This is a genomic window from Vibrio sp. YT-19(2023) (assembly GCF_033337395.1).
In genome coordinates, this window is sequence record NZ_JAWOQN010000021.1 from 71,358 (window position 1) to 96,307 (window position 24,950).

The 24,950-nt window shown below is 45.2% G+C and carries 19 protein-coding genes and 1 pseudogene; 10 read left to right on the forward strand and 10 right to left on the reverse strand.

Features of this window, described 5'->3' with window-relative positions; genetic code table 11:
• Positions 1-20: 20 nt before the first annotated feature.
• Both R7E78_RS16240 and R7E78_RS16245 read left to right on the forward strand, forming a co-directional pair.
• Entirely contained in the window at positions 21-1,193 is a 1,173-nt protein-coding gene (locus R7E78_RS16240) for an MFS transporter (protein ID WP_021035943.1), read from the forward strand.
• 209 nt (positions 1,194-1,402) lie between these two features.
• Positions 1,403-2,965, forward strand: a complete 1,563-nt coding sequence (locus R7E78_RS16245) for a methyl-accepting chemotaxis protein (protein ID WP_017819900.1) — start codon at positions 1,403-1,405, stop codon at positions 2,963-2,965.
• Positions 2,966-3,106: 141 nt separating this feature from the next.
• On the opposite strand, the gene tkt is transcribed toward R7E78_RS16245, so the two are convergent.
• Together tkt and tal are read right to left on the reverse strand one after the other, a co-directional pair.
• A complete protein-coding gene (tkt, locus tag R7E78_RS16250; protein ID WP_042522667.1) occupies positions 3,107-5,098 on the reverse strand; it encodes a transketolase in 1,992 nt (663 codons plus the stop codon).
• A gap of 125 nt (positions 5,099-5,223) precedes the next feature.
• Positions 5,224-6,174 (reverse strand): transaldolase, encoded by a 951-nt coding sequence (tal, locus tag R7E78_RS16255; protein WP_005373488.1) that lies wholly within the window; start codon positions 6,172-6,174, stop codon positions 5,224-5,226.
• A 466-nt stretch (positions 6,175-6,640) separates the two neighbouring features.
• Between tal and R7E78_RS16260 the strand changes: the two genes are divergently transcribed.
• Positions 6,641-7,642, forward strand: a complete 1,002-nt coding sequence (locus tag R7E78_RS16260; RefSeq protein WP_318058057.1) for a sugar-binding transcriptional regulator — start codon at positions 6,641-6,643, stop codon at positions 7,640-7,642.
• A gap of 165 nt (positions 7,643-7,807) precedes the next feature.
• Here R7E78_RS16260 and R7E78_RS16265 read toward each other — a convergent pair whose 3' ends face one another.
• From R7E78_RS16265 to moeA, 5 genes are all read right to left on the reverse strand, one after another.
• Positions 7,808-8,638, reverse strand: coding sequence for a sulfurtransferase (locus tag R7E78_RS16265; protein ID WP_206953445.1), 831 nt, complete (start codon positions 8,636-8,638; stop codon positions 7,808-7,810).
• 140 nt (positions 8,639-8,778) lie between these two features.
• Positions 8,779-9,273, reverse strand: coding sequence for a hypothetical protein (locus R7E78_RS16270; protein WP_318058058.1), 495 nt, complete (start codon positions 9,271-9,273; stop codon positions 8,779-8,781).
• Between the two features lie 12 nt (positions 9,274-9,285).
• On the reverse strand, positions 9,286-11,391 hold the full coding sequence (locus tag R7E78_RS16275) for an LruC domain-containing protein (protein WP_225491551.1): 2,106 nt from the start codon (positions 11,389-11,391) through the stop codon (positions 9,286-9,288).
• A gap of 176 nt (positions 11,392-11,567) precedes the next feature.
• Complete coding sequence (moeB, locus tag R7E78_RS16280; RefSeq protein WP_042522662.1) at positions 11,568-12,317, reverse strand: molybdopterin-synthase adenylyltransferase MoeB; 750 nt, start codon at positions 12,315-12,317, stop codon at positions 11,568-11,570.
• A gap of 9 nt (positions 12,318-12,326) precedes the next feature.
• Positions 12,327-13,562, reverse strand: a complete 1,236-nt coding sequence (moeA, locus tag R7E78_RS16285; RefSeq protein ID WP_042522661.1) for a molybdopterin molybdotransferase MoeA — start codon at positions 13,560-13,562, stop codon at positions 12,327-12,329.
• A 287-nt stretch (positions 13,563-13,849) separates the two neighbouring features.
• Here moeA and folE point away from each other — a divergent pair, with 287 nt between their 5' ends.
• Entirely contained in the window at positions 13,850-14,503 is a 654-nt protein-coding gene (gene folE / locus R7E78_RS16290; protein WP_005373478.1) for a GTP cyclohydrolase I FolE, read from the forward strand.
• Between the two features lie 45 nt (positions 14,504-14,548).
• Here folE and R7E78_RS16295 read toward each other — a convergent pair whose 3' ends face one another.
• A complete protein-coding gene (locus tag R7E78_RS16295; RefSeq protein ID WP_005373475.1) occupies positions 14,549-15,496 on the reverse strand; it encodes a TDT family transporter in 948 nt (315 codons plus the stop codon).
• 260 nt (positions 15,497-15,756) lie between these two features.
• Positions 15,757-17,160, reverse strand: coding sequence for a H(+)/Cl(-) exchange transporter ClcA (clcA, locus tag R7E78_RS16300; protein ID WP_005373473.1), 1,404 nt, complete (start codon positions 17,158-17,160; stop codon positions 15,757-15,759).
• Between the two features lie 470 nt (positions 17,161-17,630).
• Here clcA and R7E78_RS16305 point away from each other — a divergent pair, with 470 nt between their 5' ends.
• Positions 17,631-18,245, forward strand: a complete 615-nt coding sequence (locus tag R7E78_RS16305) for a hypothetical protein (RefSeq protein ID WP_318058059.1) — start codon at positions 17,631-17,633, stop codon at positions 18,243-18,245.
• Here the strand turns inward: R7E78_RS16305 and R7E78_RS16310 are convergent.
• Positions 18,226-18,639, reverse strand: coding sequence for a helix-turn-helix domain-containing protein (locus R7E78_RS16310; protein WP_005387686.1), 414 nt, complete (start codon positions 18,637-18,639; stop codon positions 18,226-18,228). The genes R7E78_RS16305 and R7E78_RS16310 overlap by 20 nt on opposite strands.
• A 95-nt stretch (positions 18,640-18,734) precedes the next feature.
• Between R7E78_RS16310 and R7E78_RS16315 the strand changes: the two genes are divergently transcribed.
• The 5 genes and pseudogenes from R7E78_RS16315 to R7E78_RS16335 all read left to right on the forward strand — a co-directional run bounded on the left by R7E78_RS16315 (position 18,735) and on the right by R7E78_RS16335 (position 24,560).
• The gene (locus R7E78_RS16315) at positions 18,735-19,643 is read left to right on the forward strand and encodes an aldo/keto reductase family oxidoreductase (protein ID WP_318058060.1); all 909 of its coding nucleotides are present in this window, start codon (positions 18,735-18,737) and stop codon (positions 19,641-19,643) included.
• Between the two features lie 368 nt (positions 19,644-20,011).
• Positions 20,012-21,015 (forward strand): annotated as a pseudogene (locus R7E78_RS16320) (response regulator).
• Positions 21,015-21,452 (forward strand): PAS domain-containing protein, encoded by a 438-nt coding sequence (locus R7E78_RS16325; RefSeq protein WP_005373463.1) that lies wholly within the window; start codon positions 21,015-21,017, stop codon positions 21,450-21,452. The pseudogene R7E78_RS16320 and the gene R7E78_RS16325 overlap by 1 nt, the downstream one beginning before the upstream one ends.
• A gap of 86 nt (positions 21,453-21,538) precedes the next feature.
• Positions 21,539-23,080: an NAD(P)H-hydrate dehydratase gene (locus R7E78_RS16330; RefSeq protein WP_318058061.1), complete on the forward strand. Its 1,542-nt coding sequence runs from the start codon at positions 21,539-21,541 to the stop codon at positions 23,078-23,080.
• A 436-nt stretch (positions 23,081-23,516) separates the two neighbouring features.
• A complete protein-coding gene (locus tag R7E78_RS16335) occupies positions 23,517-24,560 on the forward strand; it encodes a GMP reductase (RefSeq protein ID WP_005373458.1) in 1,044 nt (347 codons plus the stop codon).
• Positions 24,561-24,950: the final 390 nt, after the last annotated feature.

Genomic DNA, 24,950 nt, shown 5'->3' on the forward strand with positions numbered 1-24,950 from the left:
TAACCAAAAGGAATTTGGAATTGAATCGTAATGTATGGCTTCTATCCCTCTGCCAAGCCTTATTAATGACAGGGAATATTTTACTCATATCTGTTATTGCCCTTATTGGCAAAACACTTGCGCCGTCATCAAGTTTTATCACATTACCAGTTGCACTGCAGTTTTTGGGACTGATGGCCGCGACAATTCCTGCGTCGCTAATTATGGGCAAGTTAGGGCGTCGCCTTGGTTTTAGCCTTGGTAATGTCATTGGCATTTTGGGTGCTAGTCTAGCGACGTATGCATTAAGTCAACAAAACTTCTATCTGTTCTGCATGTCTACGTTTTTGCTTGGTGTTGGTATAGGTTTCGGTACTCTATACAGGTTTGCTGCCATTGAAGTGTGTGAAGAGTCGGCAAGGCATAGGGCGATTTCGATATCTATGGCGGGTGGGGTGTTAGCGGCGATCCTTGGGCCTAATCTGGCCGTGTACTCGCAGCAGTGGTCAGATGATGGCTTATACATTAGTGCATTTGCTGTGCTTGTCGTGCTTTATATAACCGCGTTGGTTGTGCTACAAACCATTCGTTTTCCACCTGCACACACGCAGGCGCTACACGCTAAGGCGGATAAGCTGAGACTGATTATTCGTCGACCTAATTTCATGCTGGCAGTTATCGCGGCAATGGTTGCGTACGCGGTGATGAACATTTTAATGACAGCAACTCCTTTAGCGATGATTGGTTGTGGCTTTGATTTTGATAAAGCGGCGGGAGTGATCGAATGGCACGTGTTGGGTATGTTTGCACCTGCGTTTGTCACGGGCCGTCTGATAGAGCGGTTTGGCGCTAAGAATATGATTTTAGCGGGTGGATTGCTATTTGTTGCTTGTATTGGAATTAACATACATGGAGTGTCTATCTGGCATTTTAGCCTTGCTTTAATCCTGTTAGGAATAGGGTGGAACTTTATGTTTATCGCAGCAACCGGGCTGTTTAGTCAAAGCTATGAAGCGAAAAACAGAAGCAAGGCTCAAGCGTTTAATGAATTCTTCGTGTTCAGTTGTGTCACCATCACCGCATTACTATCTGGTTGGCTTGAGTCTACCGTAGGTTGGCAGAATCTTAATTTGTATGTTCTTCCATTTGTGTTACTCGTTATCGCGATGTTTGCGTTAAAAACGAATAAAAAGCCAGAATCACAAACCGCTTAATTAAGGCTTAATATATAACCCGGCCGATCGTGTCGGGTTTGTTTATTAGCTCAAATCAACAATCTCTTCTTTATCTTTTTATCGATAATGTGAATTCCCACAATAAAAATGTCGATTTGATAAGACTTTTTATCTAACTTTTTGTAATAAAAATAAAAATCCTGTATATATCTTGCCGAAAATCAATAAAAACTAAAGAAGTTTCGTCTATGTCAGCCAATATTTCTCATAAAGCTCAAGAAACTCTCGTGAGGGAGTCTGAGGAACTCGTCTCAACAACGAACTTACAAGGTGTTATTACATATTGTAATGAAGCCTTTTGCCGCGTTGCTGAATACACTCACGAAGAACTTGTCGGTCAGAACCACAATATAGTTCGTCATAATGATATGCCTAAAGCCGCTTTCGGTGACATGTGGGCACGCCTTAAACAAGGTAAAGCCTGGCGTGGAATGGTTAAGAATGCCACTAAGTCTGGCGGTTACTATTGGGTTGATGCTTATGTCACCCCTATCTACGAAGACAACCATGTTGTTGGGTATCAATCAGTGCGCGTGAAACCAAAGCGAGAGTGGGTTGATATTGCGACAAAAGCCTACAAAAGCATGCGTGCTGCAGAGAAGTCTGGCCGAACTTGGTCGTTGAAAATCAATGAAACCATTCGCTATGCGATTCTACTTGGTGCACTAACCGCACCTGCAACCGCATATGCGTTGTCTGTTGAAGGGCCGTTGGCTTGGCTTGCAAGTGCGTTACCTGCAAGTGTTCTAGCTCTGTTATTCCGCCAAGAGTTAATTGATACACCTCAGCAACTTAAAAAGTTACAAAAGCAATATGACAGCGTAAGTCGCTTGATCTATTCCGGTAACACGGCATTTTCGATTGCCGATTTCCATATCAAAATGCTATCCGCAAGAATTCGAACCGTGTTAGGAAGAATGACTGACTCCGCATTGCCTTTGCAGCATTGCGCCGAAGAGCTCAGTCAAACAACGGCAGAAGTCTCGGCTGCATTAAATCAGCAAAATACCGATATTCATCGTGTGCGAGATGCTACCCAAGAGGTGGAGTCGTCGGCAAATTCGGTTTCTTCGAGTACCAATGATGCCCATATGTTGATTGATGATACATTGAAGTCATGCTTGATGGCGAAGGAGACCATTGATCAAACGCACACCAATCTAGCGAAGTTAAGCCTTCAAGCTGAAAAAGCGACGGAAACGACGTATCAACTGAGTGATCAGGCGCAGAAGGTGAACCATTTGATGGAAGAGATTGGTGGGATCGCAGAGCAAACCAATTTACTGGCACTCAACGCGGCGATTGAAGCGGCAAGAGCAGGGGAGCAAGGTCGTGGTTTTGCTGTTGTAGCTGATGAGGTCCGCGCGCTTTCTGGGCGAACATCCAATGCAACTGAACAAATCCAAGCCTCTATCTCCACTATGTTGGCAACGATTCAAAGTTGGCAGAAAGATATTCTGGCAAACAAAGAGCAAACCGATGCCTGTTCTCAAGTAGCAGAACAAAGCGCGTTGCGTTTGTCTGAAGTTGAACAGATGATGCAAACCATGAGTGGGCTGATGGTTGATGTAGCAGAAGCGGCGAATAACCAGTTAAAGCTATCTAGTGATGTAAACCAGCACATTCATTCTATTGCTTCGACCGCAGAACAAAACTTGGCAGCAACACATTCAGTTGAGCAAAATAGCCGACAGTTGAAAGACCAAGTACAAGATTTCTATCAGCTCGCACTTCGATTTGAAGACAAATAGTCGTAACGAAAGTTGTGATGTTTATGTCCTGGCTGCGTTTATGCGAATAGGAGCCAGATAAAAGAAAGCCCCGCCATTGCTGGTGGGGCTTTTCAGTTTTCACATTCGCAATAGAGAAAACTGACTATCTTTTTACTGCAATTACGCGAGTAGCTCTTTTGCTGTGTTCACTACGTTTTCAGTCGTGAAACCAAACATTTTGAATAGTTCGCCAGCTGGTGCAGATTCACCGAATGAAGTCATACCGATGATGCGACCGTCGAAGCCTACGTACTTGTACCAGAAGTCAGCAATACCTGCTTCAATTGCGATACGTGCTGTTACGTCTGATGGCAGTACAGCTTCACGGTAAGCGGCGTCTTGTTTGTCGAATGCGTCTGTTGATGGCATTGAAACAACGCGTACTTTCTTACCTTCAGCAGTTAGCTGTGCTGCTGCTTCTACTGCTAGTTCAACTTCAGAACCTGTTGCGATAAGGATTAGCTCTGGCTTGCCTTCGCAATCTTTCAGAATGTAAGCACCTTTCGCGATGTCTGCTACTTGTTCTGCTGTGCGCTCTTGTTGCGCAAGGTTTTGACGAGAGAAGATAAGTGCTGTCGGTGCATCTTTACGTTCAATCGCTAGTTTCCAAGCTACAGCGGACTCAACTTGGTCACATGGACGCCATGTGCTCATGTTTGGTGTTAGGCGTAGCGATGCCATTTGCTCAACTGGTTGGTGAGTTGGACCATCTTCGCCAAGACCGATAGAGTCATGCGTGTACACTTGGATGTTCTGAATTTTCATCAGCGCAGCCATACGCATTGCGTTACGTGCGTACTCCATGAACATTAGGAATGTTGCGCCGTAAGGAACGAAACCACCGTGTAGCGCGATACCGTTCATGATCGCTGTCATACCGAATTCACGTACGCCGTAGTGGATGTAGTTACCAGAGAAGTCGCTTGCTTCTAGAGACTTAGAACCAGACCACATGGTTAGGTTAGAAGGTGCTAGGTCAGCAGAGCCACCCATGAACTCTGGTAGTAGAGCACCAAATGCTTCTAGAGCATTTTGAGACGCTTTACGTGATGCAATGTTTGCTGGGTTAGCTTGAAGATCAGCAATGATTTGGCTTGCTTTCTCTTCCCACTGTGCAGGAAGCTCACCGTTTACGCGGCGTTTAAATTCAGCTGCCAGCTCAGGGTACGCTGCTTCATAAGCTGCAAATTTCTCGTTCCACGCTGCTTCCTTAGCTGCGCCTGTTTCTTTCGCTGACCATTCTGCGTAGACTTCTTGCGGAATTTCAAAAGGACCGTGCTCCCAACCTAGTTCTTTGCGTGTTGCTGCAATTTCTTCAGCACCTAGTGGCGCACCGTGACAATCGTGTGAACCAGATTTGTTTGGTGAACCAAAACCGATGATAGTCTTAGTACAGATAAGTGTAGGACGTGGATCCGCTTTCGCCGCTTCAATTGCTGCGTTGATTGCGTCAGCATCGTGACCATCGACTGCAGGGATTACGTGCCAACCGTAAGCTTCGAAACGCTTAGGTGTGTCGTCAGAGAACCAACCTTCAACGTGACCGTCGATAGAGATGCCGTTGTCATCCCAGAATGCGATCAGCTTGCCTAGACCTAGAGTACCTGCAAGAGAGCATGCCTCGTGCGAAATACCTTCCATCAGACAGCCGTCGCCCATGAACACGTAAGTGAAGTGGTCAACGATGTCGTGGCCTTCTTTGTTGAATTGCGCTGCTAGCGCTTTTTCAGCTAGAGCCATACCAACCGCGTTAGTGATGCCTTGACCTAGCGGACCCGTTGTGGTCTCGATACCTGGCGCGTAACCATACTCTGGGTGACCAGGAGTTTTAGAGTGAAGCTGACGGAAGTTTTTCAGATCGTCGATAGACAACTCGTAACCTGCAAGGTGCAGTAGAGAGTAAATCAGCATTGAGCCGTGGCCGTTAGACAGTACGAAACGGTCGCGGTCTGCCCACTCAGGGTTTGATGGGTTGTGGTTTAGATGAGAGCGCCAAAGAACTTCAGCGATGTCAGCCATACCCATAGGTGCACCTGGGTGACCAGAGTTAGCTTGTTGAACACCATCCATGCTTAGCGCACGGATTGCATTTGCTAGATGTTTACGATCCATAGTGATTACTTCTCGATATTTGATTTAAATAGAGGGAACTCGCCGAAACAAGTTCAAATAGAATTTTTTGAAAATAGTGCTGATGGTAAAAGCGAGTAGACGGGCTACTCGCTTTTGGTAAGCAATTAAAGCTTAGCTTCGATCATCGCTTCTAGTTTGCCTTGGTCAACGGCGAAGTTGCGGATACCTTCAGCCAGCTTCTCAACAGCCATTGGGTCTTGGTTATGTTCCCATAGGAACTCTGCGTGAGTCATTGGTGCTGGACGCTCAGCTGCGCCTTTAGAATCAACTAGTTTCTCAACTACTTCACCTTCAGCTGCTTCTAGTTCTGCAAGTAGAGCAGGAGCGATAGTTAGACGGTCACAACCAGCTAGCTCTAAGATCTCACCGATATTACGGAAGCTTGCGCCCATAACTACAGTTTTGTAGCCGTATTCTTTGTAGTAGTTGTAGATCTTAGTTACAGATAGTACGCCTGGATCTTCTTGAGCTTCGAAGTCACGGCCTTCTTTCGCTTTGTACCAGTCCATGATACGACCAACGAATGGCGAGATTAGGAATACACCCGCTTCTGCACAAGCACGTGCTTGAGCGAACGAGAATAGAAGCGTTAGGTTACAGTTGATGCCTTCTTTTTCTAGGATCTCAGCTGCGCGAATGCCTTCCCAAGTTGAAGCCAGTTTGATAAGGATACGGTCGTTAGTGATGCCAGCATCGTTGTACATTTTTACTAGTTGACGAGCTTTCGCTACACTGCCTTCCATATCGTAAGATAGACGAGCGTCTACTTCTGTAGAGATACGACCTGGGATAGTTTTTAGGATTTCTTTACCGATGTTTACTGCAAGCATGTCACAAGTGTCTTGAACTTGTTGAGCTTTGTCATTGCTCTGTGCTTTAGCGTATTCGATTGAAGCATCGATTAGAGGTGCGTACTCTGCGATTTGAGCGGCTTTAAGGATAAGAGAAGGGTTAGTTGTTGCGTCTTCTGGCTGATACTTTTTAATTGCATCAATTTCGCCAGTGTCTGCTACTACAGTCGTTAGTTTACGAAGTTGCTCTAACTTGTTGCTCATAATCGATCATCCTATTTAAATGGGCTTAAGCGTGATTTTTGTTATCACGGCTTGTGCATTTGCAAGCGAGTTAGCTAACCGTCTCATCGCATTTAATGAGACATCTGCTCAGCCAACTACGGAAAATTTCGTTACCGAACAAATGCTATGAACATTTGATCGATAGCTGAGTAAATGATGTGTCCATATTTATCCTATCTATGCTGAAAGTCAATCGCTGAAATGGACTTATAGTGAACTTCATCAACGTTTTTTTACTGTGTGTTTAGTGGTTAACCCAAATAAACGTTTGCCCTTATTGTTCAAAGCTTGAGCGTTGTCCAATAGGGTAAAAAATTGTAGTGAGAAAATGTTATTGCGATGAGCAAATGTAGCGTTTAAATTGATAAAGAACATATGCTAAGTCAATGAGCATATGTTCACTTATTGCATACAATATCGATCCTCTTAAAGGGCGAGAGAAACCATGAGCAGTTCTAATCAAGATATTTCCATTGAAAACACGGATTTGTTGACAGAGATTTCCGTCGCGTATTATCAAGACGGTGCGACTCAGGAAGAGATATCGAGAAAATTTGCCATATCACGCGCAAAGGTCGGGCGAATGCTCAAGCAGGCGCGTGATGAAGGCATTGTTGAAATTACCGTTAAATACCATCCGGTGTTCAGCGCCAAGATTGAACAACGTTTGATCGAGCGATTCGGCGTTACGCGCGCGCTGGTTGCTCTTGATCAACCGAATGAAGAAGCGCAACGACTACAGGTATCGGGATTGGTGTCCAATTATCTCACTAGCACGCTCAAAAACGGCATGGTGGTGACGGTCGGACAAGGGCGCAACGTGTCGTCTGTCGCTCACCATATTGGTGTTATTACGCCGCGTGACTGTAAATTTGTGTGTGGCATTGGTGGTATTCACCCGCGTGGCGGTATGTATAACGCCGACCATATTTGTCGTCAGTTGGCGAAGAAATATGGGGGAACCTCTGAAACCCTTTATGCGCCGGCATACGCAGAAAATAGAGAACAGAAGTTGGCCTTCATGCAAAATGCAACCGTGAAACAAACGCTCGACCTAGCGCGTAAAGCCGATGTCGCTTTGGTTGGTATTGGTGACATGAGCGAAAACAGTTACATGGTCGACTTAGGTTGGTTTACTCCTGATGAAGTGGTTCAGTCGAGACTTCAACAAGGTGTGGTAGGGGATTTTGCAGGTTATGACTTCTTTGATATTCACGGTAATGTAGCGAACACGGTAATGAGTGACCGAGTAATTGGACTTGGTATTGAAGAGTTTCGGCCGATCTCGGAAGTTATTGCGATCGCAGCTGAGAACAGCAAGCCACTCGCTCTACTCGGAGCATTAAGAACTGGAGCGATAGACGTGATCGCCACGAGCGTTAGCAACGCATTAACCGTGCTCAACTTAGATGAGCAAATGCACGGTAACGCGACATCTGAACGCTAACGGAAATAGTCGGCTTTTGATGTAGTCAGGCTATGAGGAGGGACAAATCACTCATAGCCAGTTTCTATTTCGAAATGACAAGTTTGGTTTAGAAGCTGCGTTTAGTTTATTGGAACACATCATCTTTAGATAAACGTAAGATACTTTGTTAAACAGACACTTGTCTTAACACTCGATAGGTAGAGAGTGGTCTGCACCCCATTCGGTCCAAGAACCGTCGTACACCGACAGGTTGTCCAGACCAATTTGATACGCCGCGAGTAATAAAATGCATGCGGTTACACCGGAACCGCAACTAAAAATAATCGAATTGTCACTATCTATCGTTAGTGCGCTAAATATCTGTTGCAACTCTGAATTTGGTTTAATGTGACCGTTGGTCAAGAGTTCTTGAAACGGTAAGCAAACCGAATTTGGAATGTGCCCACTACGTAGACCTTCTCGTGGCTCAGGCACTTCACCAAGGAAGCGAGCTTTGGCTCTGGCATCGATGATATTGGCACTTTTATTGGTTGAATGAGCAAGAACATCTTGTGCACTCAAAAAGGCATTTTGGTTGAGCTTACCCGTAAAGTTGCCTTCTTCGCTTGGTTGCGATAGGGCACTTTCGGCAGGGAGTCCTGCTTCAATCCAAGCTGGAAGACCGCCATTTAAGACTCGAACATTGTCATGCCCCATGGCTTTGAACATCCACCAAGCTCTTGGTGCCGCTAAAGTGCCTGAGTTGTCATAAACCACAATCAAGTCTTCGTTGTTCAAACCGAGTTGTTGCGCACTTTGGTTGAAGCCTTCTTCTGTTGGCATCATATGCGGTAGGGAGGAGCCGGGTAAGCAAAAGTCATTGTCGTAATCAAAGCGTAAAGTATTTGGAATCCACTTATCTTGAATCTTTTTGCCTTCAGAAGGGATTTGAAACGCAATACTAGCGTCGAGGAGCTTGACGTTAGGTTGGCCGAGAAGGCTATTGAGTTCATCAGTACTAATCAGTGCTTGCATTGTCTTTAGTTTGTTAGGTGGATAATCTTACTGTTTTACAACAAAAAAATCGCATGTTCAAAAGAACGATGCGATTTTTAAGCTTGAGATTGAAGATTTATGATGAAGGGGCGCTTTCGCTATGCCTTCAATCTATCTAGTTACATGGTCCAAGTGTTGTCTCCAGAAGTAATCACTTTCTGAATTGGGTCACTACCGTCATAGAACCAAATTTCAACAAGTAGGTTACCTTGGCTATCAGAAACATTAAAGTCGACATTTGCTGTACCATTGTTGAGTGGAACCGATGCGACTTTGCTTGGGTATTTTGCATCGTAGTTACCTGAACTGTTCTCGACAAACTCTTTGTACACGCTTAGGTGTGCTCGTTGTGAAGAGAAACCACTGATGTCTACATTGAGCGTACCTTCCGTCACTGGGTTGTAGCTAAAGCCATCTGGTACTACTAGATCATGCATGGTTGCATCTTCCACTGTTACCGTTGTCTCTTCTTCAGTAGTTTCTTCCTGCTGGGTAGTATCTTCCTCTGGCACCGTGGTTTGGGTTGGTGGAGGTGGTGTACTGTTACCACCACCGCCGCCTCCGCCACAAGCCATTAGTGCTAATCCCATGATGATTGTGATAAGTGCTTTCATAATGTTATCTCCCTATGGAATGTAGCATTTGTTAGGTGTTGGAGAGGTGTGCCAATCTGTGCTTAGTTCGCCACCAGACTCAGCCCAAGTTTGGAATTGAGGGTATGCATCGACCATGTCTACACGCTCTAGCGGCCAATCCCAATCTTCTACTATCAGCAGTGCCCAAGGTAAGTTGTTTGCTGTTTTGAAGTACACTCCTTGTGCAGGGTCACTTGCATCGACGCCGACACCGAAGAGGTTTTGGTCATCAAACTGTTCTGTTGGTGCTTGGTCTGCTAAGTGAACTTCCCATTTACGACCTGGTTGGAAGGTAATCCCGTCGCCATGGTAAGTCCCCGGCGTTGCGAAGATGAACGGGTCGTATGGCATGGCTTGAATGGCTGAACGGTCAGAGCCTTCGGTGAAGTACACATTCAAGGTAAAGGTGAGTGAAACGTTATCATCACAGCCAGACTCGGTACGGAAGTAGCTACAGCTGCTCGCCGCGTGTGTGCTTAAGTCTTCACTGATGATGAAAATTGCTTCATCAGAAATACTTTCCAAACCATTAGATGCTTGTTCTACACCATTGAAGGATAGCGTTGTTAATCCGTTTTCAATCGAGCTTCTCAATACACCCGGTAGTCGGATTGCGAAGCCATTTTTGTAACTTGCGCCGTAGGCCGCTAGGTCACCTGTAATCTGGATATTCTCAACATGACCAGCAAGACTGGTTTCAGTGATGCGGAATTTCACGACCACATCGTTCATGTCGTAGTCTGCGGTGTATGGCCAGTTATCTTCGTAAGCCACGGTGGCGTAATCTTCTGCACTCGGGAAATACTCCACTGAATAACCATTACCAGTGATGGTAATTGGGTAATCTTCCACCTCACCAGACGTCGAACCACCATCGTAGTTTAATCCGGTTTGTTGGCTAAAGCGGAATCGACTCCAGCTTGAACCTTCCGTTGCAGCGGTTGAAACTACAAACGGTAGGGGATTATTACCCGCAGACAGTAATTGGTCGGTAAAGACTTGCTCACCTTCATCATCAAAGTCACCATCGCGGTTCCAGTCAAACCATGCTGATAGGTAGCCAGAAGTAGAAGCTGTCACATTCACAATTGAGCTTAAGCCTGGATCAAGTGCGGATACAAAACCAACACCATCTTCATCGGCTGTGCCCACAGAGTTATCGTTTGCCTGTCCGTCGGCATCACCATCTGGAGCGACGGAACCAAGCCAAGTTACACCGTCCACTTCGTGACGAGGACCGTTTGACGCAAGTGTTGTGTGGTAGCTGTCTGGAGCATCACCGAAATCAATTGGCTCGTCTTCGTTAATCACCGGAGCATTTGCACAACGTGCACCGTCATTTTGGCTTGAGCTTGGACCGTTGGATACAAACTCAACCGCAGGAACGATACCTGCTGCGATATTGGCTGCGTTACCTTCCGAAAGGTCAACGCGATAGATTTTGCCATCTTGGTTACGTGACACGTAGTAGTTGCCGTTTACATCGAAGTAGCCAGCACCAAATGTGCCTTTCTCACCTGTGTCACCTATCGCAGTTGCGCTACCGTTTGATGGGTTGAACTGATATAGCACACCAGAGTTGTTGTCGATGCCGTAAAGGGAGCCATCACCTGGATGGAATGCAAAGTCGGTTAGGTTCACTGTCGCTGTTGAGCTAATTTTCACGATGCTCAATGTCGCATTTGGATCAGAATCGAGCGGAGAAAGGTCAATGGAGAAAAGTCCTTTGCCTTTGCGGTACAAGTAGTAGACGTGGTTGTAAACGTCACCTACGTAAAACGTGTGGTCGGTAGGAAGGCCCGAAACATCAAGCGTCTCTGCTTGGAAGTCTTTACCAAGACGAACAATCTTTTTGTTTGTGGTGTCGTAGCCGTAGATATAACGGTCAGTGAAGTTAAAGCCTACACCGTTGATGCCCGAAGCCAAACCTGTGTCGTCCTCTAAAAGAGTCGTAGAGCCTGTAACCAAATTGACGCCATAGATTTGAACCGGGGTTGATTGGAATAGGTATGCTTGGCTTGGGCACGTATCAAATGGCGCCGCTTGTGCATAAGCGCTCACTATTAGAGACCCAAGTAGTAGTGATGTCCTTTTCATAATTCGCCCTCTCATTGGTTCGTGATATATGCAATGAAAGGAATGTGCCAACTTTTAAATTGTTGAATTTTATGAAGTTAAAATTTGTAAGAAGAAGGGTTTTAAATCTGATTGTCAAAATGAGAAAAAAGCCCAACATCGAGTTGGGCTTTTTGGGAATGATTAGAGGTTTAGAACTAACTACAAACCGGACAGGTTGGCATTTTCATCAGATTCATTTCTCGCCAAGACATGCTGAGCGCGTCCAAAATCAGAATTTTGCCTTTCTTTGGTTGGCCGTAATCAGCAATCACTTTAATCGTCTCCATCGCTTGTACTGCGCCAACAATACCCACAACAGGAGCCATGACTCCGGCTTCGACACAACTTAACGCACCGCTGCCGAAGAGGGCACTTAAGCACTGGTAACATGGTTGCGCTGGGTCATCATAAGTAAACACGCTCACTTGGCCTTCCATACGAATAGCCGCGCCTGAAATTAGCGGTGTTTTGGTTGCAAAACATAGGCGGTTAAGTTGATTACGCGTATCGACGTTATCTGATGCATCGACAACAATTGTGTGCTTTTCGATCAAGCTTTTTAGCTCTGTATCATCAAGACGTTTTTCGATGGTATCTACGATAATGTACGGGTTAAGTTCGCGTAGTGCATCAGCAGCCGATTCGACCTTCTTACGACCAATATCCGCATCGTGGTGCAGAACTTGGCGCTGAAGATTAGACAACTCGACGATATCATCATCAATCAGCGTAACTTTACCGACACCAGCAGTGGCCAAATATTGGCTTGATGCACAGCCTAAACCGCCAGCACCAAGCATCAATACTGATGCTTGTTTGAGTGCTTCTTGTCCTTCAAAGTCAAACTGACGAAGAATGATTTGGCGGTTGTAACGCAGCATTTCCTGATCGGAAAGAATATCCACAACGACTTCCTAGTAAAGGGTTGAGTTGAATAGTTGAATCTGAACCGTTTCGCCCACTTCAACTCGGCCGCGTTCACGTTCCAATACAACAAAGCAGTTCGCTAGGCTCATTGAGCGGAACGCACCAGAGCTTTGGTTGCCCGTTGTTTCAACCACAAACTTGCCATCTTCTAATGTGTAGATACCACGTTGGTAATCGGTACGACCTGGCGCTTTCTTAAAGGCGGTTTTGGTTGTTGCCGGAATAGACTCGGGTGCTTTCCATTCTGTATGGCCTGCAAGTTTTGCCAGCATTGGTTGAACAAGCACGTACATAGTAAGAACTGCAGAAACCGGGTTCCCCGGCAGACCACAGAACCAAGCTGTACTTAGCTTACCAAACGCGAAAGGTTTACCCGGCTTGATTGCTAGCTTCCAGAAACCGATTTCCCCAAGTTCTTCAAGAATGTCTTTGGTGTAATCCGCTTCGCCCACACTGACACCGCCTGAGGTCACGACCACATCTGCCAATGTTTGTGCTTTCTCAAAAGTTGCTTTCAGAGTCTCTGGGCAATCTGGAATGATGCCAAGATCAACTGCTTCACAACCGAAGTTCTCAATAAGTGGTTTAATGCCGTAACGGTTGCTGTCGTAGATTTGGCCTTCGTCTAGCGGCTCGCCCAGTGGTTTAAGTTCATCACCAGTAGAGAAGAAAGCAACTTTTGGCTTACGTACTACTGTCACATGGCTTATACCAAGAGACGCAATCATCGGAATATCGCGAGGTGTCAAACGTGCACCTTTTGCCAGTACGATGTCGCCTTGCTTGATGTCGTCACCTGTTGGGCGGATGTTGTTTTGTGGCTTCACGTCGGTTTGGTTGAACTGAATGCCATCATCTGTCACTTCAGTGTTTTCTTGCATGATAACGGCATCACAACCCTGTGGGATTTTTGCGCCAGTCATGATGCGAACACAGGTACCTTGAGGCCATTCACCTTCAAAAGGTTGTCCTGCAAATGATTTACCTGCCAGAGGCAATACAGAAGATGACTCAAGATCTTGAATGCGAATAGCGTAGCCATCCATTGCTGAGTTGTCGAATGGCGGTACGTGGATAGGAGACAAGATTTCTTCTGCCAGTACAAAACCGAGTGCTTCAGCAAGTGGAAGAGAAAGCGTTGTTTGGATAGGTTTGATTCGCGATAACATTTTGTCCATCGCTTCTTCAATTGGCATCAAGCCAGGTGCGTCGCAGCAGCCCATTGAGAAAATCCTGTGTTCTTTTGTTTTGTGGCAACTTTACCATAAAAGGGGACTGAGTAAGAATGTCCACCTATAAAATATGGGTGTAATTATTCAAAAATCCGAGTATCCTTGTCAGCCATCCAAAAGGGGTAAAAAACCTGCGGAGCTCAAGAAAATCAGCTCAGTACCTTCATCTGATGTGACTTGGTGTAAAGACACGAACTGAGCAACTCAAAGCGAAAAGTATGAATGCAATTTTGATTGGGTCTGTACGAAGGCTGAAGTAAAACAAAAGAGGAAGTGGAATGTCAGGTCTTAGCGAGTCAGCGAAGTTAGTAAAAGAAGCGCTAGAGCAACGCGGTTTGGAAACGCCAATGCGCCCAAACAACGTAAGTCGTGAAGAGAAGAAAGAGAAGATCGAACACCACATGCGTGAGATTTTAGGTCTACTTCAACTTGACCTCACTGACGATAGCCTAGAAGAAACCCCTCACCGCATTGCTAAGATGTACGTTGACGAAATCTTCTCTGGTCTGGATTACTCCAACTTTCCTAAAATCACGGTGATTGAGAACAAGATGAACGTGAGCGAGATGGTTCGCGTGAAGGACATCACAGTGACCAGTACTTGTGAACACCACCTTGTGACCATCGATGGCAAGGCTGCTGTTGCTTACATTCCACGTGGCAAGATCATTGGCCTGTCAAAGATCAACCGTATCGTTCGCTTCTTTGCCCAGCGTCCACAAGTTCAAGAGCGTATGACTCAGCAAATTCTTGTTGCACTTCAAACGTTGCTTGAGTCCGATGATGTGGCAGTGACGATTGACGCAACACACTACTGCGTGAAATCTCGCGGTGTGATGGATGCAACCAGCGAAACCACGACAACAGCATTGGGCGGTATCTTCAAAAGCAACCCAGCAACGCGTGCCGAGTTTCTGCACGGTTTACGTTAGGTAACCAAGCACTATTCTAAGAGGATGGCAAACGCCATCCTTTTTTTATGCTTGTTTAGAAAATGACTTCATGATTTCTGGCCAATACATTTTGACGTAACCTGCCGATACCCAAACAACCAATACAGTCGCGATACTGAGCTCTAGAAAACCAAAGTCGTGTAGCCAGTGCCAGTGAGGGTGCGATTCGGCGAAAAAAGAAGTCAAGCGATGCATTGCGATGGCGCTGATCACGGAAGGAAAGGTTACTGCCGCGATAGAAGGTTGAAACTTCAAGCGAAGTAAGCGGAAGTAACATAAGTAGATCAATAACGTCATAGTGATGGCGATCCCGGCCAATGCGCCTGTCAGTATCGGATCAGGTAAGGGAAAGTTCACCAAGTATGCTGCTAATGACAAGTTTACGGGCGCGGCCATAATCGCGAGGGTCGGTCTTGCTCGCCTTGGTAGAGAGCCGAAAAACACCAAACGATACAACACGAGTGGCAGCATGAAGAAATAAATGCCGATGCACATCATCGCTAACGTTTCGGAGAATAAGTTGTGACCTAGTTGAGAACCGGCTAGTGAACTACTGATCAGCCCCACCGGATAAAGAAACCAACTCGGTACGATATTGGACATTTTGAAGTTCATTAGCTGAAAGCTAAAAAACAGCACCATCATAGTAAAATGCAGCAAAAGCGCCATAAACCAAAGTGGATAAGCGATGATAGGCGCTACAGCGGCAAGATAATCTGCAAGGATCAGTAACGCCATACTCATTGGTGCCATTAAACTACCACTCAGCGGGTGACGAATGTCGACCATGAATAATCGTGGATTAGCGGCATATTTTATGAGTACAGGGGCGAGTAAAAGTGCGCCGAGTGACGCCAAAAATGGGCGTATCGGTTCACCAATCTCAGGAACATAGAGTGCCCAAGCTTGCCCTAAACCTATCATACCTAGTGCCAACGCGGCTTGAGACGGCGGGACACTATAAAACTGCACAAGTCTTCTCCAGTTCAAATCTACTCCATTTGATTTTTGCCTGAATGAAACGAAACATGACGATTTGGATGAAATGCTCTATTTAAGTAGCGAATACTAACAAGTATGGAGAGGGGTTTCTCATGAAAGGTGGTGAGCAAATATCAGAGAATGATAATTTTGTGAGTTTGGTATCGAATATTTGGGAAAAGATGTAAAAATGCAGAGTTTATCGCTCCAAACCCTTAGTAGTCTGGAGCGAAGTGATAACAAAGAGAATGTTATGTTGATTGATTCTCCGGTAGATCCTGCTGGCGTAACTTTTCGTTTTTGATTGTACGATGCAGCAGCTGGCTGTAAATAGGTTGTCCACCCAACAATTGAGCAATAATCACAGCGCCCAAACAAGTAATGATCAATGGCAGGATTAAGTAGTAGTTATTCGTCATTTCAATCACTAACAGAATACCAGTAATCGGTGCACGTACCGTTGCAGCAAACAGGGCACCCATGCCCGCAATCGCAAATACACCAGGCTCGATATCAAGCGCAGGGAGCAAGACATCAGCACTTGCTCCGAACGCATAGCCAAATAAGGTTCCCAGAGCAAGCATAGGTGCAAAGATGCCTCCCGGCGCACCAGAACCAAAACAGAGCAGGGTTGTAATTACGCGACCAAAGAAAAGCAAAACTAAAATAGATACCGAGTAGTTACCGTTAGTAATGTCAGGAATAAGGCCGATACCACCACCAGTTAGTTGGGGTACGTACAAAAGAAGCAAACCAAACACGCCTCCCAGTAGCGAACCCACAATCAAGTAGCGCTTACGATCGTTTTTGTGAATTGCGACAAAACTGTCTTGTGCCACGGTAATCAGTTTATTGAAGATCACGCCAAACACGCCAAACAATGCGCCAAGCAATAAAAACAGCCATAGGGTTTGAAGCTCTGGCGACTGGTATTGCGGCATAGTGATAACGGCGTCTTGCCCGTTGATGGCGCGAAACACTATGTTCGCCATAATGGCAGAAATGATCACTGCGCGAATTGAGATCAAAGAGTAGCGAAACTGAGGTCGCATTTCCTCCACAACGAACATAATGCCTGCGAGTGGGGCATTAAAAGCCGCAGCCAAACCGCCAGCAGCACCAGAAGCGAGCAGGGAGTGGCGGGTATCGTCATCCTTTACCCGGAATATATCGGTCACCATTCGACCTACAGCACCACCCATTTGAACGGTTGGGCCTTCACGACCAAGCACCATACCAGAGCCAAGTGCGCCCATGCCGCCGAAGAATTTTACTGGTAGCACGCGCCACCAGCGCACTGGACGAATATTATCCATTGCCCCTTCGATTTCAGGAATACCAGAGCCTGCCGCTTCTGGCGCAAAGCGGTGCACAAGAAAATAGCCAATAAAAGCTAAAAGTGCGCTAATGAGAACCGCTGCCAGCCACAATGGTAGAACATTACCAATTTCGCTTCTTAACCATTCTGTTCGTGTTTCAGAAACGAAATGAACGGCAAGCTCGAAATACGTACCGACAAAACCAGCCAACGTACCTACAATGGCCGCCATAATGAGAACAGAAAATGGTGTTGACCCTCGAGAGACAAACTGGTTAATCGCATCTTTCGGTACGTGCGCTAACACAGATTTCACAATTCTCTCGCGTTTGGTCATTAACAAGCTCTCCTGTTGCTGGGGGAAGGTACGAAAGAAAGTATACGCTTCGCAGAGTCTAGACCTAATCAATAAAGATGCAATTTAGCTTTTCACTATTGAGTGTTCGAAGTGTCGCGATATTATTCATTCACTCAGATTGTGCTATTGCTCTCATAATTTAGGATAAAAAACTTGTTTTTTGAGAAAAATGAACCATGCTTTAAATGTAAAGCAACATGACTGCTTCAGAAGGAGGGATGTGAGGTTTTACACACAATTTGGATGGATTCAAACCCTACGGTAAGTCCTCGTTTTATGTTCGGGATGCATCAGTAGACATCGCCGATTCGCACACTCACGATTGAGTAACGAGGTAGAGGCGCACGCACATGTGCGCCTTCTTAATTTCTGCGTTATAACTTTCATCACCATAACTTTCATCGCCACCTGCCACTATTTTTCTCTTGAACATTTTTTTGCAGTTAGTAATGTCTTGGTTCGATGTCAACCAACTAGAGCAGTGCATGCGCTTTTATCTTCGACTCTTACTTTCTTTATGTTGTTGTTCGGTAATGTTTCCGGCACTTTCAACGCCGAGCTGGTGGCAAGACACGTTGTCAGCAATGCCATATTCCAATCTAAAAGAACGTATAGAAAAAAGTGGAAGCTGGTATGGTTGCGAAGTGCAGCTGCGAGACAACTCAACGTTTATCAGCGCATTTTGTTTGGATGATTTTTCGTACTACCGGCAGCACTTGTATGGTGAAGTGATTTTGAGAAGAGAAAGTGCTCAGTTCTCGTTTCTCACTGAATACGAGTGGCAGCGTCTGAATGACTTACTTCTCAACTTAAGAAAGGATGGGTTAGTTTTACGCAGAGTTACTATCGGACAAGAACACTATGATGTCGTTGAAGCGCTGGAAAAGAAATCTTCCGAGCTTGTCGATAAAGAAGTTATTTTGTTGATGAACCGCTATCCACAAGAAACGATTCGAAGTTTGCTTTGGGTAAAACCGGACGAGTTTCTGACGCCATCACCGTCCTTAAATGTGCAATTGCGCAGTGATGGCGAAATTATCGAGGTCAAAGTGACTCGTTTTTAGATTCTTTATGGAGAGATAGGAAGGTCGCCATTGCTGATTCATCCAAAAAACCATCCGATTTTTTGTGAGCGCGCAGGTATTGATAGCCTGCGATTAGCTTGCGGTGTAGCTCTTCTGCATCGTCTGACAACGGCTGATTCATAACGTGTTGAAAGGCAAGTTTGTACGCATCCATATCCACGACTTCAGCACGGCGATATAAATAACCACATCCCGTTGCTAACCATTCAAGAGAGCAATTGGCGCGCATTGCAATTTGATTTGCTTTAGTTAGGCTAGGTTCACTGCCTTTAAGGTATTTGCGTATTAAAGCTTCAGACACATCGACGCGTCGTGCGAACCCGCTGATGCTTTCTTCTCCGATCAGGGTGGCTAGGCGTTGGGCAAAAGACATATTTCGTACTCCAGTTCGAATTGCGAAAGTTTACCCGTTGAGCCGGTACGAAAACAAGACTACGATGAATGCAGATCAATTGAAGGAGAAAACCCATGGTTGCAAAAGTAGTAACTGCACCAAAAGGCCCAGAGTTCTCAGAGCTGGTTCAAGGATATTGGCGTGCAGTTGAGTGGGGAATGACGGCTCAAGAGCGTTTGTCATTTCTTAAGCAACACATTGAGTTAGGCATTACGACGGTCGATCACGCCGACATCTACGGCAATTACGAGTGTGAGGCGTTGTTTGGTGAAGCGTTAGCTTTAGACAAGAGTGTTCGTGAGCAAATTCAGATCGTGACGAAATGCGACATCAATTTGTGTGGCGATAAAACGCCAGAGCGTAAGATCAATCACTACGACACGAGCTCAGCACATATCTACCAATCGGTGAATAACTCGCTAGAACGTTTGAATGTGGATGAAATCGACGTACTTTTAATTCATCGTCCTGACGTGTTAATGGATGCAGACGAGGTTGCAGAAGCATTTTCTGAGCTTCATAAAGTCGGCAAAGTGAAGCACTTTGGCGTGTCTAACTTCACTCCACGCCAGTTTGAACTGCTGCAATCTCGCTTAGGTAAGCCGTTGGTTACTAACCAAGTGGAAATCAACCCACTTAACTTTGAGGTTGCACACGATGGAACGCTTGATCAAATGCAAATGTTGCGCACGCGACCAATGGCTTGGTCTTGCCTCGGTGGTGGTTCAATTTTTAGTGGTGACAGTGAGCAAGCTGTTCGTGTCCGTAACGAATTAGAAGCAATTCGTGAAGAAGTGGGCGCAGCGAATATTGACCAAGTAATTTATGCCTGGGTACGTCGTTTGCCATCTAACCCTATTCCAATCATTGGTTCTGGTAAAATCGAGCGTGTGCAAACTGCAGTTAATGCATTGAATATCGAACTTACTCGAGAGCAATGGTATCGAGTATGGGTGGCTTCTAAAGGTCACGGTGTGCCATAGAATTGATATCTTATCGATGAAATTGTTATTAAAGGCATCCTCTATCAGGGTGCCTTTTTAGTTTTAGCGCGTTACTGTTTACCCATTATGGAAATGGAAAGAATGAAATTCGAGCAAAAATGGGCTTTGGGTGTTTGCTGCAACTTTTTGCTTACTTTGGGTGGAGGAGTTTTACCCATGTTTGTTTTATGTCACTAAACAGCGAATGTGATGCTTGCTTTTTAGTCATTTTGTTCACTCATTCATTCATATTGCGTATGCTTATCGAATAATAAAGAAATAAAAAACTCGTCAGTTTTCTCGTATTACATGCCTGTAACAATCTGTTAGACTCCGGCGCAGATTGTGGAATATAAAAAGGTGATTGAATGTCTTTTCCCGTACTCATCTGTGATGATTCAGCGTTAGCACGCAAACAGATGGCGAGATCACTACCAGCCACATTGAATGCCGATATTACGTTTGCTATCCACGGAAAAAACGCGCTAGAAGAACTCGAAAAAACGAGTTTAAATTGATGTTTCTTGATTTGACCATGCCAGAAATGGATGGCTTTGAAACACTAGAGCACATGCAACGGTTGGGGGATAAAACTCCGGTGGTTGTTGTGTCGGGGGATATCCAACCTAAAGCGAAAGAGCGCGTGTTCGCACTGGGTGCAAAAGCGTTTATTCAAAAACCGATCGCCAAAGATGAACTCAAGAAGGCGCTTAAAGAGTTGGTCGAACCAGAACCTCGTCCTCAAATTATCACGCCTGTCTCTATTGAGTTACCGATTTTACGTCGTCGCGATATTTACATGGAAGTGGCTAACGTTTCAATTGGCCGAGCAGCCGATGCGTTGGCGCGTCACTTTGATGTGTTTGTGCAACTACCTCTGCCGAACGTCAATATCTTTGAAGTGAGCGAACTTCACATGGCCCTACGCGACTTGGCGTCGCATGACAACGTATCGGGTGTTTGTCAGGGATTTTGTGGCGAAGGTATTGCTGGCGAAGCGCTAGTGATTTTGAGTGATTCAAGCGTATCTGATCTCAAAAAGTTGATGAAAGTACCAGCAGACAGCGAAGAGCTAGAAGAGCTTGAGCTGCTAATGGATATTTCTAATATTTTGGTGGGGTCGTTCTTAAATGGTTTAGGCGAGCAGTCTGAAGTCCGATTCTTCCAAAGTCCACCAGTACTCCTTGGTCAGCATATCTCAATTGACTCGATCATTGAATCTACAACTGGAGCATTCAGCCGCACGATGACATTCGAAGTGAGCTACAACATTGAAGGAACGTCGATTCGTTGTGACTTGTTGTTTATGTTTGTGGATGAATCCTTGCCGCTGCTTGATAACAAACTGTCTTATCTAATGGAGGAGTTCTAATGTTGAATATGCCAGCAGAGTTTGAACAATTCCATTGGATGGTGGATATGGTACAAAACGTCGACATGGGCTTAGTGGTCATTGATCGAGATTACAATGTACAGGTCTGGAATGGGTTTATGACTCATCACAGTGGTTTGCAGTCTCATGATGCGATTGGTCGTTCTATATTTGATATCTTCCCTGAAATCCCACAGGAGTGGTTTAAATTAAAAACAAAACCAGTGTATGACCTAGGCTGTCGCAGCTTCATCACATGGCGACAACGACCTTACTTATTCTGCTGTCGTAATGTTCGACCAGTTACGCAGCAAGCGGAGTTTATGTACCAGAATGTTACGTTGAACCCAATGCGCACACCGACTGGAAAAATCAACTCGTTGTTTTTGTCTATACAAGACGCGACGGCTGAAGCTCTGATGTCTCAGAATCAATAGCGATAAAAAACTTTCTCAAAAGCCAAGGTCCGCCTTGGCTTTTTTGTATACTTATAATTGTGTTTCCCAATGCGTAGAACGTGAATATGGACTTTAATCTCGCCCTAAAACTCTACACCGCAGAGCAAGTAAAAAACGGTGAAACGCTGGCTGCGCAAATGGCTGGTGTTTCTATGTATAGCTTAATGCAACGCGCTGGTATGGCCGTGTATGAGCGCTTTTTACATTTGTATCCTAAATCAAAAAATATCCTAGTGATTTGCGGTAAAGGGAATAACGGTGGAGATGGTTACGTATTTGCATCTCTTGCGAAACAAGCTCAACTCAATGTACATGTTTTCCAAATTGGTGATGTATCTGCGCTAAAAGGTGATGCTTTGCGCGCATACCAAGATTGGCAGTCAATCGACGGTGTTAACAATGATTGGGATGAATGGAATACCGCATTGCTAGAAGCAGATGTGATCATTGATGCCATGTTAGGTACTGGTTTAAGCGGTGAGGTTCGTTCGGAGTATCGTCGCTATATTGACCAAATTAATCAAATTCATGCCCCTGTGATTGCAGTCGACATTCCTTCTGGTCTGTGTGCTAATACAGGTGTAGTTTTAGGTGATGCTATTCGTGCCGAGCATACTGTAACCTTCATTGGGGTTAAGCAAGGCTTATGCACTGGACAAGCGAGAGATCGCGTTGGCGAGCTCTACTTTTGTGGTTTAGGCGTCAATACTAAGTTTGATACTATCGAAGTAGAAAGTGCATTAGGTATTGATCATCAGGTTGTTTCAAGATTAATGCCCAAGCCAAATCCAACGGTCCATAAAGGTGACAACGGGAAGTTGCTTTGTGTTGGTGGCAACCAAGGGATGTCTGGAGCGATTCGTTTATGTTCCTCCGCTGCGATTAGAGCCGGAGCGGGTTTAACTGCCGCAATTACTCACACGAGTAGCCTTATTCCACTGCAGGTTGGTTGCCCAGAAGTAATGAGCCAGAGCATCACCGCTGACTTACTCAGGGATACTGAGAACGACTTAACTAAACGCATTCGCTGGGCTGACGTATTAGTGTTTGGTCCTGGCTTTGGAGATGATGAGTGGGCTTATCAAGCCTATCAATATCTGGCTCAAGAGCAGAAACCTAAAGTTGTTGATGCTGATGGCCTCAATATTCTAGCGATGCTGAGCCAGCGATGCGATGGCACTCTAGTGTGCGACAACCATCGAGTGATCACGCCGCATCCTGGAGAGGCAGCTCGACTACTAAATGTAACCATTCAACAAATAGAAAGTGACCGATACTCTGCTGCAAGACAACTGCAAGAGCGTTATGGCGGTGTAGTGGTTTTAAAAGGCGCGGGGACGCTTATTTACGATGGAACGAGAATGTACGTCTGTCTAGCGGGTAACGCCGGAATGGCGACGGGGGGAATGGGAGATGTGTTATCTGGAGTCATTGGTGCATTACTAGCCAAAGGTTTACCAATTTCTGTTGCCGCACGTTTAGGTGTGGTACTTCACAGTCATGCTGCTGATATAAACGTGAGTCAGAATGGTCAAATTGGTCTTTTGGCAAGTGATGTCGTTAGCACTCTTCGTACCGCTATCACCCAAGAGCTCTATCGAAATTAATTAGATTTCATGCATTGCTGAGAAAATTGGTCGATTTTTTTGAGTACTTTTTTACGAATTAGCAGGGCATCTTAGTATTAGGTGATTGAGTTTTAGGCAGATTTGAGAGGTGATGCGTTTTAATTTTTAAGATATGACGCAAAGGTTTGCGCAATGGGTTAACTTAAGTGCTTTCTCAAGTTGTTGATAGTTATAAATAATAAGAGGTTTTGGTGACTTGGGGAGCGTTTTTGATATGCGATTTTCAAGATGGTATCACAAAAAAAATTCAAATATCAGACTTGTAGGAAATAAATCACAGCCTATAATGCTGAAAACCGGAGCGTCTGCCAACGCTCCGGTTTTTTTGTGTCCGAAGAACAGTGAACTCGTCTGCCAACGAAGTCACTACGCACTCTGAAATGACACATATACATATGAATCAAGGAATTACACAATGCGTATCGAACAAGAACTTAAGTTAGGTTTTAAAGATGTACTGTTTCGCCCGAAACGTTCTACCCTTAAGAGCCGTTCTCAAGTAAATTTAACCCGCGATTTTACATTCAAGCATAGTGGTCGTCAATGGTCTGGTGTGCCAGTAATCGCAGCAAACATGGATTCGGTTGGTAGCTTTGCAATGGCTAAAGCGCTGGCTGAGCATGGTGTAATGACCGCTGTTCACAAACATTACACGGTAGAAGATTGGGCTGAGTTTGCTAAATCAGCAGATAAAGTAACCATGAATAACGTTATGGTGTCTACGGGAACATCTGATGCAGACTTCCAAAAAACCAAAGACATCATGGCACTTTCAGATGAATTTATTTTCATTTGTATCGACATTGCAAATGGTTACTCAGAGCATTTGGTCGAGTATGTTGAACGCGTGCGAGCAGAGTTCCCAGACAAGGTCATTTCTGCAGGCAACGTGGTTACTGGTGATATGTGTGAAGAGCTAATCCTAGCTGGTGCAGACATCGTTAAAGTGGGTATCGGCCCAGGCTCTGTATGTACAACTCGTGTAAAAACGGGTGTTGGTTACCCGCAGCTTTCTGCAATCATCGAGTGTGGTGATGCAGCGCACGGCCTTGGTGGCATGATCGTCGGTGACGGTGGCTGTTCTTGTGCGGGTGACGTAGCGAAAGCATTCGGTGGTGGCGCGGACTTCGTAATGCTAGGTGGGATGCTAGCGGGTCACGAAGAGTCAGGCGGCGAAGTGATCGAGAAAGACGGCGAGAAGTTCATGAAATTCTATGGCATGTCGTCGAAGAGCGCGATGGATAAGCACTCAGGTGGTGTCGCTGGCTACCGTGCGGCTGAAGGTAAAACCGTATTATTGCCATACCGTGGTAGCGTTCACGGCACTATTCAAGACATCCTTGGAGGCGTTCGCTCAACATGTACATACGTAGGTGCAGCAAAGCTTAAAGAGCTAACCAAGCGTACTACATTCATCCGCGTTCAAGAACAAGAGAACAACGTGTTCGGTAAAGAGTAAATCGACTGAATGTAACAAGTGTAAAAGCAACCATACGTTATATCTATAGCAGATAAAACTATACTATATGCAGCTATGAGCCAGAGTGAGATTGATTTCTTACTCTGGCTTTTTGCTTCTCATTTGTTTGCGCTTCAAAATTAACTCTAAGCGATTTTAATAGTTGGTCGAGATTCGACTTGTTCAAACGGTAATGATGTTGTAACTGGCATGAGCTGTAAAACGCTTGAAATCTGACAGTCTCTATTTAACCCAATATAGTCTTTGACCTTAGCGACTCGCCAAGTCATGTCTCCGTAAGTACGCAGATAGAAGGCTTTGTTGCGTAATTCAGACGAGAAACCAAACCTCCTAAAGTTGACCGACTTTTATACAATATACTGAGTTTCA